This is a genomic window from Pseudoalteromonas galatheae, assembly GCF_005886105.2.
GTDB classification, from domain to species: domain Bacteria; phylum Pseudomonadota; class Gammaproteobacteria; order Enterobacterales; family Alteromonadaceae; genus Pseudoalteromonas; species Pseudoalteromonas galatheae.
The window spans coordinates 2,926,117-2,942,780 of the sequence record NZ_PNCO02000001.1 but is presented as its reverse complement, the minus strand read 5'-3'; the positions used below and the strand labels follow the sequence as shown (position 1 = coordinate 2,942,780).

Here is a 16,664-nt window from a genome sequence, read left to right as displayed (position 1 = left end):
CACATTAGGATGGTAAATCACCTTGGAAATTAGCGAATTAGTATGGCTTTGGGGCATAATCAGGAGGTTTACTAACGTAAGTGAACACGACTTACTTAGAATAAAAAATATGATTAGGACCAAATTCATGAAATTCAAATTACTAGCAACCAGCTTTGCCGTAAGCTTAGCGCTTAGTGGCTGTGCAGCGACGAATTCAGACCAAGCTCAACAGTCAGCTGTAAGTACTCAAGCTGCCCAATCCAATAAAGTATTCGCCCAAGATTATGTTTTGGAAGAGCTAGAAAACGGCCTTCGCGTCATGGTAGTTAAAACTAACTATCCTGATGTGGTATCGCTACAAATTCCGGTTTCTGTTGGTTCGCGTAATGAAGTAGAAGCGGGTAAAACCGGCTTTGCTCACTTCTTTGAGCATATGATGTTCAAAGGCTCAGAAAAGTATCCACAAGACGTTTATTCGGACATTTTGAAAAATTCAGGTGTTGATAATCGTGCCTACACCACCAATGATTACACGAACTACCATTTAAATTTCTCAAAGCAGCATTTAGATAAAGTATTAGAAATCGAAGCGGATATCTTTCAAAACCTAACTTACAGTGAAGAGCAGTTCCGCACCGAAGCATTAACCGTGAAAGGTGAATACCTTAAAAATAACGCCAGTCCAATTCGAAAGCTACTTTCTGCGGTAAGAAAAGAAGCATTTGACAAACATACCTATAAACACACGACAATGGGCTTTTTTGAAGACATCGAAGCAATGCCAGATCAAATGGCCTATGGTAAAACCTTCTTTGAGCGTTTTTACAAGCCAGAATACGTATCGCTTGTCATTGTGGGTGACGTAGATCCAAAAGAAACCATGGCTATGGTGAAAAAGCATTGGGGTAATTGGAAAAAGGGTGACTACCAAGCTGATATTCCTGTTGAGCCAAAGCAAGAAAAAGCGCGTTATGTTCACGAAAAATATGATGGCTTACCGGGCCACTGGTTGCTAGTTTCGTATAAAGGCGCTGCATGGGAGCCGAAGAAAAAAGACCGTGCGGCACTCGATCTCATCTCGCAGCTATATTTCTCTGAAAACTCAGCGCTGTATCAAGAGCTTGTGGTAGACAAACAGCTTGCAAGCCAAATGTTTACTTATAATCCTGAAACCAAAGACCCTGGTCTTCTGCATGTTTTCGTTAAAGTAGAAGACGAAAAGGATTTGGCAACCGTGCGTGATGCAATCAATAACACTTACGCAAAAGCACGTACCGAGCTGGTAGATGAAAACAAACTTGCTGCACTTAAATCAAACCTAAAGTACAGCTTTATTAACGGCCTTGACTCATCACAATCTATTGCTTCGACACTCGCGCGCTACATGCACTTTGAGCGTGACCCTGAAGTGATAAATGAGCTATATGCAAGTGCTGATAAAGTCACTGCAAAAGATATTCGTGATATTGCCAATAAATACTTTGTGGACAGCAGCCGCACCACGGTGACTATGTCTGCACTTGAGTCTGTTTCTGGTTTTGATAAGGAAGTTAACTTAGATAAATTAGTCGCAAAAATGGACAAGCCAGTTACGCGCCATTTCAACGTGTTAGACAAGACCAATAATTCACCGCTGGTAGATGTGAATTTTCTTTTTTACACAGGTGCTGCCGCAGATCCTGAGGGTAAAAAAGGTCTTGCTGCGCTTACTGCGGCTATGATTGCCAAGGGCGGAAGTGAGTCGCAATCATACAAAGAAATTCAAAAGGCGCTGTACCCGATCGCTGGTAGCTTTGGTTATCAAATCGATAAAGAAATGATTTCTTTACGTGGTCGTATTCACAAAGACAATGCTGATCAATGGTATGGCATTGTGAGCCAGCAGCTCTTGAGCCCAGGGTTCAGAGAAGATGATTTTAAACGTCTGAAAAAAGAGCTAATTGATGGCATCAAGGCTGGTTTGAAAGCGTCAAATGATGAAGAGCTAGGTAAAGAAGTGCTTTATCACGAGCTGTACAAAGGCCATCCATACGAAAGCTATAACTTTGGTGATTTATCAGACTTGGAAGCAATTACTCTAGATGACGTTAAGGCTTTTTACGCTCAGCAGTTTACTCAAGCTAAACTCAACGTGGGTATCACAGGTGCACTCGATAAACAGCTAAAAGAAGCGATGTTTAACGACCTTGCGGCTTTACCTAAAGGCGAAGAAGCGCGTTTACAAGTGCCTGATGCCCCTAAGTTATCAGGTCATCATGCAACCATCGTAGAAAAGAATGCAAAATCAACAGCGGTCTCTTTTGGTTTTCCAATCGACACAGTTCGTAGCAGCAAAGACTGGGCTGCGCTTTGGTTAGTGCGTTCATACTTTGGTGAGCACCGCAGTTCAAATAGCCACTTGTACCAGCGTATCCGTCAGGTTCGTGGTATGAACTATGGTGACTACGCTTATATTGAATACTTCCCTCGTGGTATGTTCCAAACTAAGCCTGATGCAAACCTAGGTCGTAGTGAGCAAATTTTCCAAGTTTGGTTGCGCCCACTTCGTTCTAACAACGATGCCCATTTTGCAACGCGTACGGCATTGTTTGAACTCGATAAGCTGATCAAAGAAGGGATGAGCCAAGCAGACTTTGAAGCAACACGTAACTTCTTAATCAACTTTGTGCCGCAATTGGTGGCGAGCCAAGATAGGCAGCTAGGTTATGCACTTGATAGCCAGTTCTATAATACCGACGAATTTGTTGCCTATGTAACAAAGCAGCTAGCGTCGCTGTCTGTTGAAGACATCAACCGTGTTATCAAAGAGAATTTGCAAACCGAAGATATTCACTATGTGTTTATCACAGGTGATGCGAAAGATATGGCGAAGCGTCTAAGTGCTGAGCAGTCATCTCCTATGACTTATAACACGAAAAAGCCTGACGCATTACTGGCTGAAGATGCTGAAATTGCTACATACCCGCTAAATATTCCAAGTAAGAATATTAAAACGTTAGATGTAGAAAAAGTGTTTGAATAACGATTATTCAGCTTAATAAAAAATGGCGGCTAAAAATTTAGCCGCCATTTTTTTGTGTCAAAACCACGCGTAATTTTAGCTTATGGTGTTGAACCACTCCACTGTAGCGGCTATCCAAATTAACGAACTAATTAATAGTGTCAATGTCACGGCCGCTGATGCCATATCTTTTGCACGACCAGATAGCAAGTGGTGCTCGGTACTCACTCTATCTGTCAGCGCTTCGATTGCTGAGTTGATAAGCTCGATGACTAATATCAGCAATACGCTACCAACCAATAAGGCCCATTGAGCAATACTTTGTGCCAATATGATTGATAAAGGAAGACTCACCACCAGTAACCACGTTTCTTGTCTAAATGCCGACTCTTCTTTGTATGCCGCTTTCATTCCTTTCGCTGAGCAATGCGTTGCTTTGATTATTCGCGCAAGCCCTGTGCCATTTGGTTTGTTGGTATCCGTTGTCTTGATCTTTATCGACATATTCGCGATCCTGCGTTGGTAGTGTTCAATGGGGCGTTATTATACGAAGATCTGTCTAGTTCGACAGTACTAAATTGTAAGAATCTTTGGTCTAATTTGGTGCATTTAAAACGGTATTAAAATATGTTGGTTATTAGATATAACCAAGAGTTTGAAGTCTGATTTTTTATAATACATGACACTTAATGACTCTAAGCGTTACACTATGAGCAGTATCAGTATTATCGGAAGTTTGTCACATGAGACATGAGATTTGGAATAAGTTACGCGAAGAAGCCAATGAATTGGTTGCTCGCGAACCATTACTTGCTAGTCACGTTTACTCGAGTATTTTAAATCACGAGTGTCTTGGTTCTGCATTAAGCTTTATCGTTGCAAATAAATTGGCGGATGCCGTGGTGTCAGCATTTACAATTCGTGAGCTATTCGATCAAGCCTTTGTGCACTGCGATACCATGCTGACTCATGTTGCACATGATATAAAAGCCGTTAAAGATCGCGACCCGGCTGCCGATAGTTATCTCAACGTAATCTTAAATCTGAAAGGTTTTCATGCAATCCAAGCACATAGATTGGCATACTGCCTCTGGCGTCAAGACAGAAAGGAGTTGGCTCGCTTTATACAGAGTAGAACCTCTGAAGTATTTGGTGTTGACATCCATCCTGCTTGTAAAGTCGGTCATGGTATTATGTTTGACCATGCGACTGGTATAGTTATTGGTGAAACCGCAGTTATTGAAGACAATGTTTCTATCCTGCAATCAGTCACACTGGGTGGTACGGGTAACGAGCAGGGGGACCGTCACCCGAAAATTCGTGCCGGCGTATTGATTGGTGCGGGTGCCAAAGTACTTGGCAACATTGAAGTAGGAGAGGGCGCTCGAATTGGAGCCGGTTCCGTTGTGCTTAGCCCTGTTGCACCGCATACCACTGTGGTGGGCGTTCCAGCTAAGGTGGTTGGTAAGCCGTCGTGCCCATGTCCTGCTGAGAGTATGAACCAAAACTTCTTAGAAGACGATGATAGGCTCGAAAATGAGTCTATCACTTCGGCGATGCTGTAAGGTTATTAGATTAAAAATGGGGAAATCACTTCCCCATTTTTATACCCTCTTATTGGGTTGCTTTTACCGTAGACACCACCTCACCATCAGCAAGTTGTGTGATTATCGGCTTTTCTGGGTCGACATCCGCCACAGACTTAATCACTTTATCTTCCTGCTTGGCAATACTATAACCCCGAGCTAACACCGCCAGTGGGCTGACGCTGTCTAGTTTTGCGCTTGATACCGCGAGTTGATGTCTTTGTGTGTTAAGCTTTTGCTCCATTGCATACTGCAACTTATCACCGAGTTGTGCGACCAATTGCTTGAATTGAGCGATCCTTTGCTCTGGATGTAATCGGTCAAATCTATGCTGCAGTAGATGAAATTGCGATTGCTTTTGACGTAAGTGATGGGCTTGAGCACGAATTAATCGCTGTTCTAATTCATCAACTCGCTGTGTTTGCTGCATTAGTTGATTTTTAGGATGTTGTAGCTGCAGTCGGGCTTCAAAGTTTGCCAAACGCTGTGATGCACCTTCAAGGCGACGTTTAAAAGCTTGATTGAGATATTGTAGTAACTGTGAAGTACGCTGTTTTAGCGCTTCAGAGTCTGGGCTCACTAATTCGGCGGCCGCCGATGGGGTTGGCGCTCTGATATCTGCGACATAGTCGGAAATGGTAGTATCTATTTCATGCCCTACTGCGCTTATCACCGGAATTAAGCTGGCAAAAATGGCCCTTGCGACTGGCTCCTCGTTAAAGCTCCATAAATCTTCTAATGAGCCGCCACCTCTACCAACGATCAATACGTCTACCTCGCGCCTAGCATTCGCCTGAGCGATTTGTTTGCAAATCTGCTGCTTGGCTTCATCGCCTTGCACTAGGGCTGGGTAAATAACGACTTGTAACTGTGGGGCGCGACGTTTGAGTACAGTCAAAATATCCTTGATGGCAGCGCCTGTCGCTGAGGTGACGACCCCCACGCGATTAATGACACTTGGCAAAGGCTTTTTGTGACTAGCCGAAAACAGGCCTTCTGCGGCTAGCTGCATTTTAAGGGCGTCAAACTGTTGCTTGAGCAAACCTTCACCGGCAGGGGCCATTTGTTCGACTATCAATTGATAGTCGCCTCGAGGCTCATACACTGATACTCTAGCTTGTACCATTACCTGCTGACCGTTGGCTGGGCGATGGTTACAATAACGATTATTACCTCGCCACATGGCTGCTTTTATCTGGGCTTTGTCATCTTTTAGAGAAAAATACCAATGCCCTGAGGCCGGAGCAACAAAGTTTGAAATTTCTCCGGTGAGTTGTACAGAGGCAAAACCTTGTTCTAAGAGCGCGCGTATTTCTCTGTTAAGTCTTGATACAGAATAGGTTTTGTTATTATTGGGGTATCCCATGTTGGCCTCCATAAAAAATTCACAGTCACTTTATCACATTTTTTGCTAAATTTTATTTACTCCCATAAGGAACGCTGATAAAATTCGCACGCAATTCCTTATACTCAGTTCACTTGAGAGAAGCCGCGAACATGCTAAGAATTGCAAAAGAAGCCCTTACCTTTGACGACGTACTTTTAGTACCAGCTCATTCAACTGTTCTTCCTCACACCGCAAACCTGAAAACGCGTTTGACACGTGGGATTGAATTAAACTTACCGCTTGTTTCCGCTTCAATGGATACAGTGACAGAAGCGCGCCTAGCGATCGCTCTGGCACAAGAAGGTGGTATTGGTTTTATCCACAAAAACATGACTATCGAAGAGCAAGCTCGCAACGTACGTAAAGTTAAGACGTATGAAGCGGGTATTATCTCTTTCCCTGTGACAGTTACTTCTGATCTTACCATTGCAGAAGCAATGGAGCTTGCACAGGACAAAGGGTTCTCAGGTTTCCCGGTGGTTGGTGCAAACAACCAACTTGAAGGGATCGTGACTAGCCGTGATATGCGTTTTGAAACTAAGCTAGAAAAAGCGGTTTCAACGGTTATGACTAAGAAAGATGACTTAGTGACAGTAAAAGAAGGGGCATCTCGTGAAGAGATCCTTGGCCTAATGCACGAACACCGTATCGAAAAGATCCTTGTGGTTGATGACGCATTTGCACTAAAAGGCATGATCACTGTTAAGGATTACCAAAAAGCGCAAGATAAACCAAATGCATGTAAAGATGAGCAAGGCCGTCTTCGTGTTGGTGCTGCTGTTGGTGTTGGTGCTGGCACTGATGAGCGTATTGCTGCTTTGGTTGAAGCGGGTGTTGATGTACTACTAATCGATACTTCTCACGGCCATTCTCAAGGCGTTATTGATCGCGTTAAAGCAACGCGCGAAACTTATCCAGAACTACAAATCGTTGCAGGTAACGTAGCAACAGCTGAAGGCGCAATTGCATTGGCTGATGCTGGTGCAGACGCCGTTAAAGTGGGTATTGGCCCAGGCTCTATCTGTACTACTCGTATCGTTACAGGTTGTGGTGTACCACAAATTACTGCGATTTCAGACGCAGTAGAAGGCCTAAAAGGTCGTGATATTCCAGTGATTGCCGACGGCGGTATCCGTTTCTCTGGTGATATCGTAAAAGCGCTAGTTGCTGGTGCTGCATGTGTAATGGTGGGTTCAATGCTGGCGGGTACTGAAGAGTCTCCTGGTGAAGTTGAACTATACCAAGGCCGTTACTACAAGTCTTACCGTGGTATGGGTTCTCTTGGTGCGATGAACCAAAAAGAAGGTTCATCTGACCGTTACTTCCAGAAGAGTGATGCTGCTGACAAACTAGTACCCGAAGGTATCGAAGGTCGCGTAGCATACAAAGGACCAATCGCAACGATTATCCATCAGCAAATCGGTGGTATTCGCAGTGCAATGGGTTTAACTGGATGTGCAACCATCGAAGAATTAAATACTAAGCCGCAGTTTGTACGTGTAACTTCTGCGGGTATGGGTGAGTCTCACGTACATGACGTGCAGATCACCAAAGAGGCGCCTAACTACCGTATGGGTTAAGCCTCAAGGCGTGTTTCTGGGCTAGCAAGTTGCTAGCCCTTATTACTTTTGATAGAGACGCAATGCGGCTTTATCCTGTTTAGTTCCTAACTAACGAGATTATCAATGAGCAAAGATATCCACGATTCCCGAATTTTGATCTTAGACTTTGGTTCGCAATACACTCAGCTAATTGCACGTCGTGTACGTGAAATTGGTGTTTACTGTGAACTTTGGGCTTGGGATGTGACAGAAGAGCAAATCCGTGAGTTCAATCCTCAAGGTATCATTCTATCAGGTGGCCCAGAGTCAACAACGCTTGAAGGTAGCCCAAAAGCACCAGATTACGTATTCGAAGCCGGTGTGCCTGTACTGGGTATCTGTTACGGTATGCAGACGATGGCAATGCAGCTTGGTGGTCAGGTACATAGCTCAGATAAAAAAGAATTCGGCTACGCAAAAGTAGAGAAAGTGGGTGACTGTAAGCTATTTGAAGCGATTGAAGATCACATCGAAGATGGTGCAGGTTACCTAGACGTGTGGATGAGCCATGGCGATAAGGTTGCTAAAATCCCAGATACATTCAAAACTTCAGCGAGAACGGATACTTGCCCTCATGCGGCAATGTCTTGGGAAGAAAAGCGTTTCTACGGTGTACAGTTCCACCCAGAAGTAACGCACACTCAGCAAGGCTTGCGTTTACTAGAGCGTTTTGCAATTGATATCTGTGGTTGTGAAAAACTATGGACGCCTGAGCAAATCATTGAAGATGCAATTGAGCGTATCAAAGAGAAAGTAGGGGATGACGAGGTTATCCTTGGGTTATCTGGTGGTGTTGATTCATCAGTGGTTGCAATGCTTATTCACCGTGCGATTGGCGACAAGCTAACCTGTGTATTTGTTGATAATGGCCTACTACGCTTGAATGAAGGCCAGCAAGTAATGGATATGTTCGGTGATAAGTTTGGTCTGAACATCATCAAGGTAGAAGCTGAAGATCGTTTCCTTAACGCGCTTAACGGTTTAAATGATCCTGAAGACAAACGTAAAGCAATTGGTCACACCTTTATTGAAGTATTCGATGAGCAAGCCAGCCAGCGCGTAAACGCGAAATGGTTAGCGCAGGGTACAATTTACCCTGATGTTATCGAATCGGCAGCATCTAAAACCGGTAAAGCGCATGTGATCAAATCTCACCACAATGTGGGTGGATTACCTGAAGATATGGAGCTTGGTCTGGTTGAGCCACTGCGTGAACTATTTAAAGATGAAGTTCGCAAGATTGGTCTAGAGCTTGGCCTACCGTATGACATGCTTTATCGTCACCCGTTCCCAGGTCCAGGTCTTGGTGTTCGTGTACTTGGCGAAATCAAGAAAGAATACTGTGACTTACTGCGCCGTGCTGACGCTATCTTCATTGAAGAACTACATAAAGCGGATCTATACCACAAAGTATCTCAAGCATTTGCTGTGTTCCTACCAGTACGCTCTGTTGGCGTGATGGGTGATGCACGCAAATACGACTGGGTGATCTCACTACGTTGTGTTGAAACTATCGACTTTATGACGGCACGTTGGTCACACCTACCATACGAGCTACTAGGCCACGTTTCAAACCGTATCATCAATGAAATTGATGGTATTTCTCGCGTGGTTTACGATGTATCAGGTAAGCCGCCAGCGACAATCGAGTGGGAATAGACTTGGTTGTAAAAACCTAACCTAGCTTTCGTTAGATTAATAAAAGGCCAGTCAGTATTTCTGACTGGCTTTTTTTATGAATTCTTACTTTCTTAAAAAACCTTGCGGAGGTATTTTGTTTCTTCGTAGTGATGTTTATAGTGATGCTGGCCTGCTATTTTTTGGAGGCCGTGGCTACACAGCACCGCATTTCACATATATCAAACCGATTATGGTGAAGCTGTAACTTGTTTCTGAACATAAACGTTTTAGGTCGCCGGCTTTATTAGGCGAATTTCGCATAAAAATTTCTATGGGCTAGCGCTTGCCTAACCGGCGAAAAATAGCAGGCTACAATTAGCGACAAAGGAGCGCAAGCCTGCTGTTTTGCGTCCTTTGGTTTAGGCACTTGTGTACGCCCGACATGGGCATTAACTAATGAGGTGAAAGTCCTCTGTAGGAAGATCACCGTTTAAATAACTGATTGTTATTAAAAGATAACTACTAGCGAATGGCAAGTGCAAATCCGCGAGGGTTTGTATGGAGGAAGCCGCTAGCAAAATTGCGAGCTGATGAACAAAAACATCATACTAGGCGTAGGCTGAAGACGAGTTAGCACAAGATAACGAAGTCACGTGATCTAACGGCCACCGTAAATGATGCAGTTGTGCAATGAAAGTTAATGTTCTTATTCGGGGAGAGCTGGATGACATGCGGCCTGCGCTATCGCTGCGGAAAATACCAGTAAGTGGCTGGTCAATCAACCCCTTGGCGTTGCTATTTGGTTGCGAAATAGTCTACGAGCGAAACCACTGCAACACCCACCGATACGCACGCAGCGCAATTTAGAGCAATTTATTTTGTGATTATCCAGCAGTCAGCAGACGGCATAGTAGCCAAACACCCATCGTAATGGATGAGACACGGTGAAGGCCTGAACATTTAACCGAAGGAATACTTCATGTCTTACTTACATAACTATACGCCACAGCCCTGTGGTTCTGATATGCAGCGTAATGCAGTGCAATCAACCTTCAACTTTGATTTATTCGGACACGTTTTATCAAACGATAACCTTCAACGCGCATGGAAGCAGGTTAAAGCCAACAAAGGCGCAGCGGGTGTGGATGGTATGAAAATAGCCCAATTTATCGACTGGGCAAAACAACACTGGCAACAGTGCAAAGCTCAACTCGAAAATGGGACTTATCGTCCTCAGCCGGTCAAACGCGTTGAAATTGATAAACCCGATGGTGGAAAGCGGCAACTCGGAATACCCACCGTGGTCGACCGAGTTATCCAGCAAGCCATTACTCAGGTTTTATCGCCCATCATTGATAACACATTTTCAGATAACAGCTTTGGTTTTCGTCCTAACCGTAACGGCCAACAAGCTGTGAAGCAAGTTCAACAAATCATTAAATCTAAACGCAATATTGCGGTAGATGTCGATTTGTCAAAGTTCTTTGACCGAGTCAATCACGACTTATTGATGCGAAATTTATCACGTCATGTCAAAGATAAACGCTTGATCAAACTCATTGGCCGTTATCTCAGAGCTGGAATTGATGACAATGGCACGCTAATTCCGAGTTTAGAAGGAGTACCGCAAGGCGGCCCTCTTTCTCCTTTATTATCCAACATTATGTTGGATGATTTAGACAAAGAATTGGAGCAACGAGGTCACCAATTTGCCCGTTACGCTGATGATTTTATAATCTTAATAAAATCAAAACGTGCGGGCGAACGTGTACTTGCCAGCGTTACTCGGTTCCTTGAAACTAAACTCAAATTGCTTGTTAACACGGATAAAAGTCAGGTGGTTAAAACCACACAAAGTAAATTCTTAGGGTTTACCTTTAAACGTGGTGCAATCAAATGGCATGACAAAACCCTGCATAAATTTAAGCGACAGGTACGCATTCTAACTAACCGTAATTGGGGCGTGAGCATGCAATATCAGTTGTTTAAATTAAGCCAATATCTAAGCGGATGGATCAATTATTTTGGTATTGCAAACGCATACCAGCAATGTGTTGACCTAGACCACTGGATAAGGCGCAGGATCAGGATGTGCTACTGGCGACAATGGCGAAAACCGAGAACTAAAGTGAGAAACCTGATGAAGCGTGGAGTTCATGTGCAAGCAGCCGTTGCCTGTGGCATCACAAGTAAAGGGCCTTGGCGCAGTTCCAAAACACCCGGTATTCAACAGGCTTTAAGCTTAAATTATCTGAAAAACGAGGGACTATATTCACTCAGAGACGGATGGATAAAAGTGCATTACCCAAACGGGTAATCTGTTAGATGAAACGCCCTGTGCGGACCCGCATGCAGGGTGTTGTGGGGGCTGAGGGCTAGATACCCTCGGCTACCCGATTAGGTAACCAACTACCCCGACATAAACAGAACCAAGATAGATAACACAAATATTGCATTAGCTTTCCAAACACTGTTCTTTTTTGCGAACTTTAGAACTGATAAACCAGCTAAAATGGAGGTTAGTGTAATGAGAACAAACTTCAAGCTATGCGCAACATATGCTTGGTGTGTTTTATATTTCATTCCACCATTTGACACCATTGCTTCAGATCCGAACCTATATTCTTCAATCATTTTCGGCTGCTCTATAATTCCGAGCATGTAATATTCCCAGCCTACAACTAACAGCAATACCGATAGATAGGCAAAAAGTAGGGAAAATAAAATTTTGCTCAAAGCTCTCATGGTTACCTAACAATTTAGTATTTATGCGACACGCAGTTTGTGTTGCATAATCGCTTGTTGGACTGAGCCGCTACCCGCTCGATGTCTCAGAGTTGGTGTTATTTATGCTAAGGGAATTTGCTTTTTGGAGGCTCTCACTTTCCTAGCTAGTGTATTCAGTTTAGCTAGTGTTATGTAAGCTTTCCCTGCATTGCTCAGCGCTCATTATGTATTCATTACACCTAAATTTACCTTAATAAGCAATTATATTTTTTAGCGTACAGAGGCCGCTAGCCTGAGCAATTAAGCAGGTTAACTAATTGATTTTGAGCAGCTATCAAGCTGCTAACTCGTTCGGTCTACTTTGGTCGGTGTTGCATCTAACTTGAATACGCCAATTAGCCGCAAGATACCTACCTTACAATGCTGACAAGGCCAATTCGGTATCAATGTCACATTTTCTGTCTTTGGCTTCTCCATTTATGCTTTAATGCGTTTTAGAATGTACTGCGATGAGTTGGAGGCACAAGATGGATAGGATTACCTCGGGTCCGCGACGGCTGAGTGTTGAAGAGATACAAGAGCTTCGTCTTGGTATGCAAGACGAAGCTTGGGCCAAAGCTGAACTAAAGCGCCGATCAGCAAAAAATCAAAAAAGTTCTGCGCATGGTATAGGTGATGGTATCGAGAACAGCTAGCTTTCTAGCTAGCTGCTATGTAGATATATTTTTCTTCTGTGATCTTCGAGTGGGAATAATGACTCTAAAATGAGTTAGCACCCCGCTTAAGAAAAGGGCGAATATGATAAATATTCGCCATTTTGCTTGTTTTAGAAGCAGTTGAATCAAAAAAGTGATTTTTTCACTTTACCTTTCAAAAAAGCGCTTTATAATGCGTCGACATTGCAGGGGCGTAGTTCCAATTGGTAGAACAGCGGTCTCCAAAACCGATGGTTGCGGGTTCGAGTCCTGCCGCCCCTGCCACTTCTTATTTTGCACTTCGCATTTTTTCAAAGTAAACTCCCTTAAAAAAGTAAACTGCTTAGCCATGAATCCGATTTACGCAGATATTCTTGATATTGTACCGCTAAAGCTAAATTCTACATTTGCACATCTTGACCCTAACGCTGTTGTTGCTACTGATGTGAATGAGCTTCAGCAAATAGCTTTACCGACTGTTTTGTTGCAGGACTTTGAATTGGCAATGGGTAGAAAAATTGAGGTTGTCATGGGCAACACGATTGCACTTGAGAATAACCAGTTAAGTTTGCCGAGTGCACAACTAAGTACGGCTCAAAAGCGTGAGTTGTGGCAATTAATCTGGAGTCAGCAAGATGCAAGTTAAGCAAGGTGGTTTACTGCAGTTTCCACTTAATGAGATTATGCAAGTAGAGCAAGCTTGTCATGCTTTTCCTTGGAGTGAGAAAACCATGCAGTCTTGCCTTCACGGTCGTTACTTTAACACGGCTATTGTCGATGGTAATGCGCTGGTGGGCTTCTACGTTGCAGAGCGTGCGGGCCCAGACTTAACCTTGATGGATATTTGTATTCGTCCTAACTACCAAGGGAAGGGCTACGCGAAGCCATTAATGGAAGATTTATTAGCGCAAGCGGAGACCTTGCAGGCAGAAAATATCTTCCTTGAAGTAAGAGCGTCAAACACTGCAGCAATCGCGTTATATCATCGCTATGGCTTTGTCGAAATGGGCTTGAGAAAAAACTATTACCCGAGCGCGAGTGGTCGTGAAGACGCCATGCTCATGGCTTTACCATTAGCCTAAGTGACTATTATCCGTTGGCTGGTCTATTGATAGTGTATAGCGCATAGCCTCAGTGAGCTTAAGCAAATAGTAATGGCGGTTACTGTTTTGTGTTTTTTGCAAACTTGTTTCTAGTTCTCCTGCGGCTTCATGAATACTCATAAAGCCAAAGCAACCTGCGCTGCCTTTGATGCTATGTGCCAGCGATCTTAAAGATTCCCACTCCTGTGCTTCATAGAGCTTTTGTAATTCATCAAGCTGAGATGGTAACTTTTCAACGTAATTTCGGCTAATCTGCAAGAACTTTTCGGTTTGTAGCAAAGCATCCCAAGAAGATGATTTATTATTTTGAATTTCAAGATACTGAAGTAGTAATTTGCCCAATAGCTCTTTATCTATAGGCTTGCCGAGTGTTGCATCACATCCGGATTTAATATGGTTGTCTATATCATGTTTCATCACGTTTGCGGTAAGTGCGATGATTGGTCCATCATACGCTGCATGTCTAAGCATTTGTGTTGCTTCTTCGCCACCCATGACGGGCATTTGCATATCCATTAGGATCAGCTGATAGTCCTCAACCAGCGCCATTTCAACGGCTTCAGCACCGTTATTAGCAATATCAGGAACTATGCCCCAGTTAGACAGTAGCAGCGTAATAAGCTCTTGGTTGTCAGGGTTATCCTCAGCGACTAATACTTTGGCATCGAACTCTTTCACTGCAGCGACCGCTGTTTTATCTTCTTCAGGCTGCTTTCTTCGTTCCAGCGCATTAAGCCAAGTAAATGTGCGGTTACGGAAGTTACCTGAAACTTCAATCGAAAATAAGCTGCCAGCACCCGGTTGGCTTTGAACATGAACATCACCACCAAGCAACTGAGCTAAGTTTTTAGAAATACAAAGGCCAAGCCCCGTGCCCCCGAAACGTCGAGTCGTGGTTGTATCTGCCTGCTCAAAAGGTTTAAAAGCACGTTGTAGCTCACTTTGTGACATACCAATACCTGTATCTTTAATACTAAAGATAAACATCTCCGATTCTGGCTTAAATTCTACTTTGAGGTGAACGCCACCGTACTCGGTAAACTTCACCGCATTTGTCGCGATATTAAGCAATATTTGCTTTAAACGGGTAATATCTGTGTAGAGTTTGTTAGGTAACGGTAGGACAAACTCGGTGGAAAAGTTAAGTAGCTTCTCATTGGTCATTGGCTCAATGATGGATTCAACATCATTGATGAGCGGCATAAGTATGACTTCTGACTCTTCAACATCTAGTTTTTCAGCTTCAATTTTCGAGAGGTCTAAGATGTTATTAATTAGCTCTAGAAGATGTTTAGAGTTCCTTAAAATGGTGTCTAGATGCTGGTTCGCAGTTATTGAGTCTGGATGCTGTATCAGTTGTTCGGTAAAGCCCATAATTGCGGTGAGAGGGGTACGGATTTCATGACTCATATTGGCTAAAAATCGACTCTTAAGTTGGTTAGCCTGCTCGGCTTCAACGATAGCCACTTCAAGTTTTCTATTGGTCTTCTCAAGCTCTTTGGTTCTATCTTCCACTTTTTCTTCTAAGTGTTCTTTATAATCTTCAAGTTCCCTTTGGAAGTTACGAATTTGCCCTATCATATGGTTAAAATCTTTAAACAATATCCCAACTTCGTCAGTATTGTGTTCTGGCAGCGCGACCATTAAGTCGCCATCACCGACTCGTTGGCTGGCTTCACCAAGTAATTCAATAGGATTAAGAAGAAGATTACGTACAACAATAAAGATTAAAATTGGCAAGGTAACAATAGACAAAATAACGATTAACGCGGTGATTAAACTGATTGTTTTGCCAGCCTGATAAAGTAGAGATTTTGGAATAGTAGAAATGTAAAAGTACCCGCCACTCAGTTGCGCGCTATAGGTCATTCTTTCTATATTATCTATGCTACTTATCTTCATTGCATCTAACTGTCCTAATTCAGCAATCGCGCTAATAGCTTCAACTTCGCTGGCACTTAAAAAGTGGCCAATAAGGTTGTTATCTGAACTAAAGAGTACCTCACCATCAATGCTCATCAACAGGTTGAGTGTGTTGTCATAGGGCGCTTCGAGAATGCTGGTGCTAAGTAAAGAGGGAGAAACCTGAACGACAATGTAACCTTGCTGTTTGGGTTGTTTTAGCTCGTAGTCAACGCTATAAACCTGCTGGACAAAATAGAGTTGTGTCCCTGAGCTGGATGCAACCATAAACTGATGTTGTCGGAGGTTACTCTGCATTATTTGATTCGCAAAAGGGTACAAGTTTGGCGCTTCTCCTAAATTACTGGAGTAAAAGGCTGAGCTGCCACCTTTGGGGGATAACAGGTTGATACTAATAATATCTGGGTAGGCTTCACTATAGCTCGCAAATACATCCATTAACGCACCCAAGCGCCTGGTCTTTTCTAGCCTTTCAAGATTAGCTGAATTGAGAAAGTCACTGAGTACAGGAGAGGTAGAAAGTAGCTTAGTTGTAGATTGATAGATTTCAATGTAATTGAACATCTTTTGCTGTTGTTGCTCTACGAAGCGGCTGACAATAAGCTTTGCTTGTTTTTGTGTTGAACTTGTTACATTAGTAAGTGTGAATCCGCCAAGAAACAGCAAGGGAAGTATCACAAGTGGTGTGATATACCATAGGAGTCGAATACTTAACTTACTTGTTTTCATGGATGACTAGCTACCTTGCTACACGAAATTCAGGTTACAAAAACATAGGCCAGATTATTATCAAAATTGAATTAATTCTCAAACCAATTAGAAAGGTGAAATACCTTCGATTCGCATTGCAAAACCCTTCATTTAGAATAGCCAAACAGTAAAGTTTTAGGCTTTTCTTATATAGATTTAGGTTTCTTAGCGGTAGCAAGACGCGAGAGCGGTGCTACTAAAGCTATTTCCCTGCTTCAAATAGCTCATTTACTTAATGCAACTGGTATTAAATCATAAGCACGAAGAAGTGAATACTCAAGTTTGCTCA

11 protein-coding genes, 1 tRNA gene and 1 pseudogene are annotated in these 16,664 nt (G+C 43.2%); 9 read left to right on the top strand and 4 right to left on the bottom strand.

The window, feature by feature from the left end; all coding sequences use genetic code 11:
• Positions 1-127: 127 nt before the first annotated feature.
• Entirely contained in the window at positions 128-3,004 is a 2,877-nt protein-coding gene (locus tag CWC29_RS12965; RefSeq protein WP_138524162.1) for a M16 family metallopeptidase, read from the top strand.
• A gap of 75 nt (positions 3,005-3,079) precedes the next feature.
• Here the strand turns inward: CWC29_RS12965 and CWC29_RS12960 are convergent, their stop codons facing one another.
• The gene (locus tag CWC29_RS12960; RefSeq protein WP_138524164.1) at positions 3,080-3,487 is read right to left on the bottom strand and encodes a diacylglycerol kinase; all 408 of its coding nucleotides are present in this window, start codon (positions 3,485-3,487) and stop codon (positions 3,080-3,082) included.
• 239 nt (positions 3,488-3,726) lie between these two features.
• Here CWC29_RS12960 and cysE point away from each other — a divergent pair, with 239 nt between their 5' ends.
• Positions 3,727-4,548 carry a serine O-acetyltransferase gene (gene cysE, locus CWC29_RS12955; protein ID WP_095729844.1) on the top strand — a complete coding sequence of 274 codons (822 nt, stop codon included), beginning with the start codon at positions 3,727-3,729 and terminating at the stop codon, positions 4,546-4,548.
• Positions 4,549-4,597: 49 nt separating this feature from the next.
• On the opposite strand, the gene xseA is transcribed toward cysE, so the two are convergent.
• Positions 4,598-5,935: an exodeoxyribonuclease VII large subunit gene (xseA, locus tag CWC29_RS12950; protein ID WP_128726775.1), complete on the bottom strand. Its 1,338-nt coding sequence runs from the start codon at positions 5,933-5,935 to the stop codon at positions 4,598-4,600.
• A gap of 131 nt (positions 5,936-6,066) precedes the next feature.
• On the opposite strand from xseA, the gene guaB reads away from it, so the two are divergent.
• The 3 genes from guaB (at position 6,067) to ltrA (ending at position 11,494) form a co-directional block, all read left to right on the top strand.
• Entirely contained in the window at positions 6,067-7,536 is a 1,470-nt protein-coding gene (guaB, locus tag CWC29_RS12945; protein ID WP_102057463.1) for an IMP dehydrogenase, read from the top strand.
• A gap of 105 nt (positions 7,537-7,641) precedes the next feature.
• Complete coding sequence (gene guaA, locus CWC29_RS12940) at positions 7,642-9,216, top strand: glutamine-hydrolyzing GMP synthase (RefSeq protein WP_102057462.1); 1,575 nt, start codon at positions 7,642-7,644, stop codon at positions 9,214-9,216.
• A gap of 940 nt (positions 9,217-10,156) precedes the next feature.
• Positions 10,157-11,494 (top strand): group II intron reverse transcriptase/maturase, encoded by a 1,338-nt coding sequence (gene ltrA, locus CWC29_RS12935; RefSeq protein WP_138522546.1) that lies wholly within the window; start codon positions 10,157-10,159, stop codon positions 11,492-11,494.
• Between the two features lie 752 nt (positions 11,495-12,246).
• On the opposite strand, the pseudogene CWC29_RS24230 reads toward ltrA, so the two are convergent.
• Positions 12,247-12,381 (bottom strand): annotated as a pseudogene (locus tag CWC29_RS24230) (IS91 family transposase); the annotation flags it as partial.
• 50 nt (positions 12,382-12,431) lie between these two features.
• On the opposite strand from CWC29_RS24230, the gene CWC29_RS12930 reads away from it, so the two are divergent.
• The 4 genes from CWC29_RS12930 (at position 12,432) to rimI (ending at position 13,681) form a co-directional block, all read left to right on the top strand.
• A complete protein-coding gene (locus tag CWC29_RS12930; protein ID WP_165384080.1) occupies positions 12,432-12,599 on the top strand; it encodes a hypothetical protein in 168 nt (55 codons plus the stop codon).
• A gap of 208 nt (positions 12,600-12,807) precedes the next feature.
• Positions 12,808-12,884, top strand: a tRNA-Trp gene (locus CWC29_RS12925).
• Between the two features lie 64 nt (positions 12,885-12,948).
• Entirely contained in the window at positions 12,949-13,245 is a 297-nt protein-coding gene (locus CWC29_RS12920; RefSeq protein WP_138524786.1) for a hypothetical protein, read from the top strand.
• Positions 13,235-13,681, top strand: a complete 447-nt coding sequence (rimI, locus tag CWC29_RS12915) for a ribosomal protein S18-alanine N-acetyltransferase (RefSeq protein ID WP_138524784.1) — start codon at positions 13,235-13,237, stop codon at positions 13,679-13,681. The genes CWC29_RS12920 and rimI overlap by 11 nt, the downstream gene beginning before the upstream one ends.
• Here the strand turns inward: rimI and CWC29_RS12910 are convergent.
• The gene (locus tag CWC29_RS12910) at positions 13,673-16,354 is read right to left on the bottom strand and encodes an ATP-binding protein (protein ID WP_138524782.1); all 2,682 of its coding nucleotides are present in this window, start codon (positions 16,352-16,354) and stop codon (positions 13,673-13,675) included. The genes rimI and CWC29_RS12910 overlap by 9 nt on opposite strands.
• Positions 16,355-16,664: the final 310 nt, after the last annotated feature.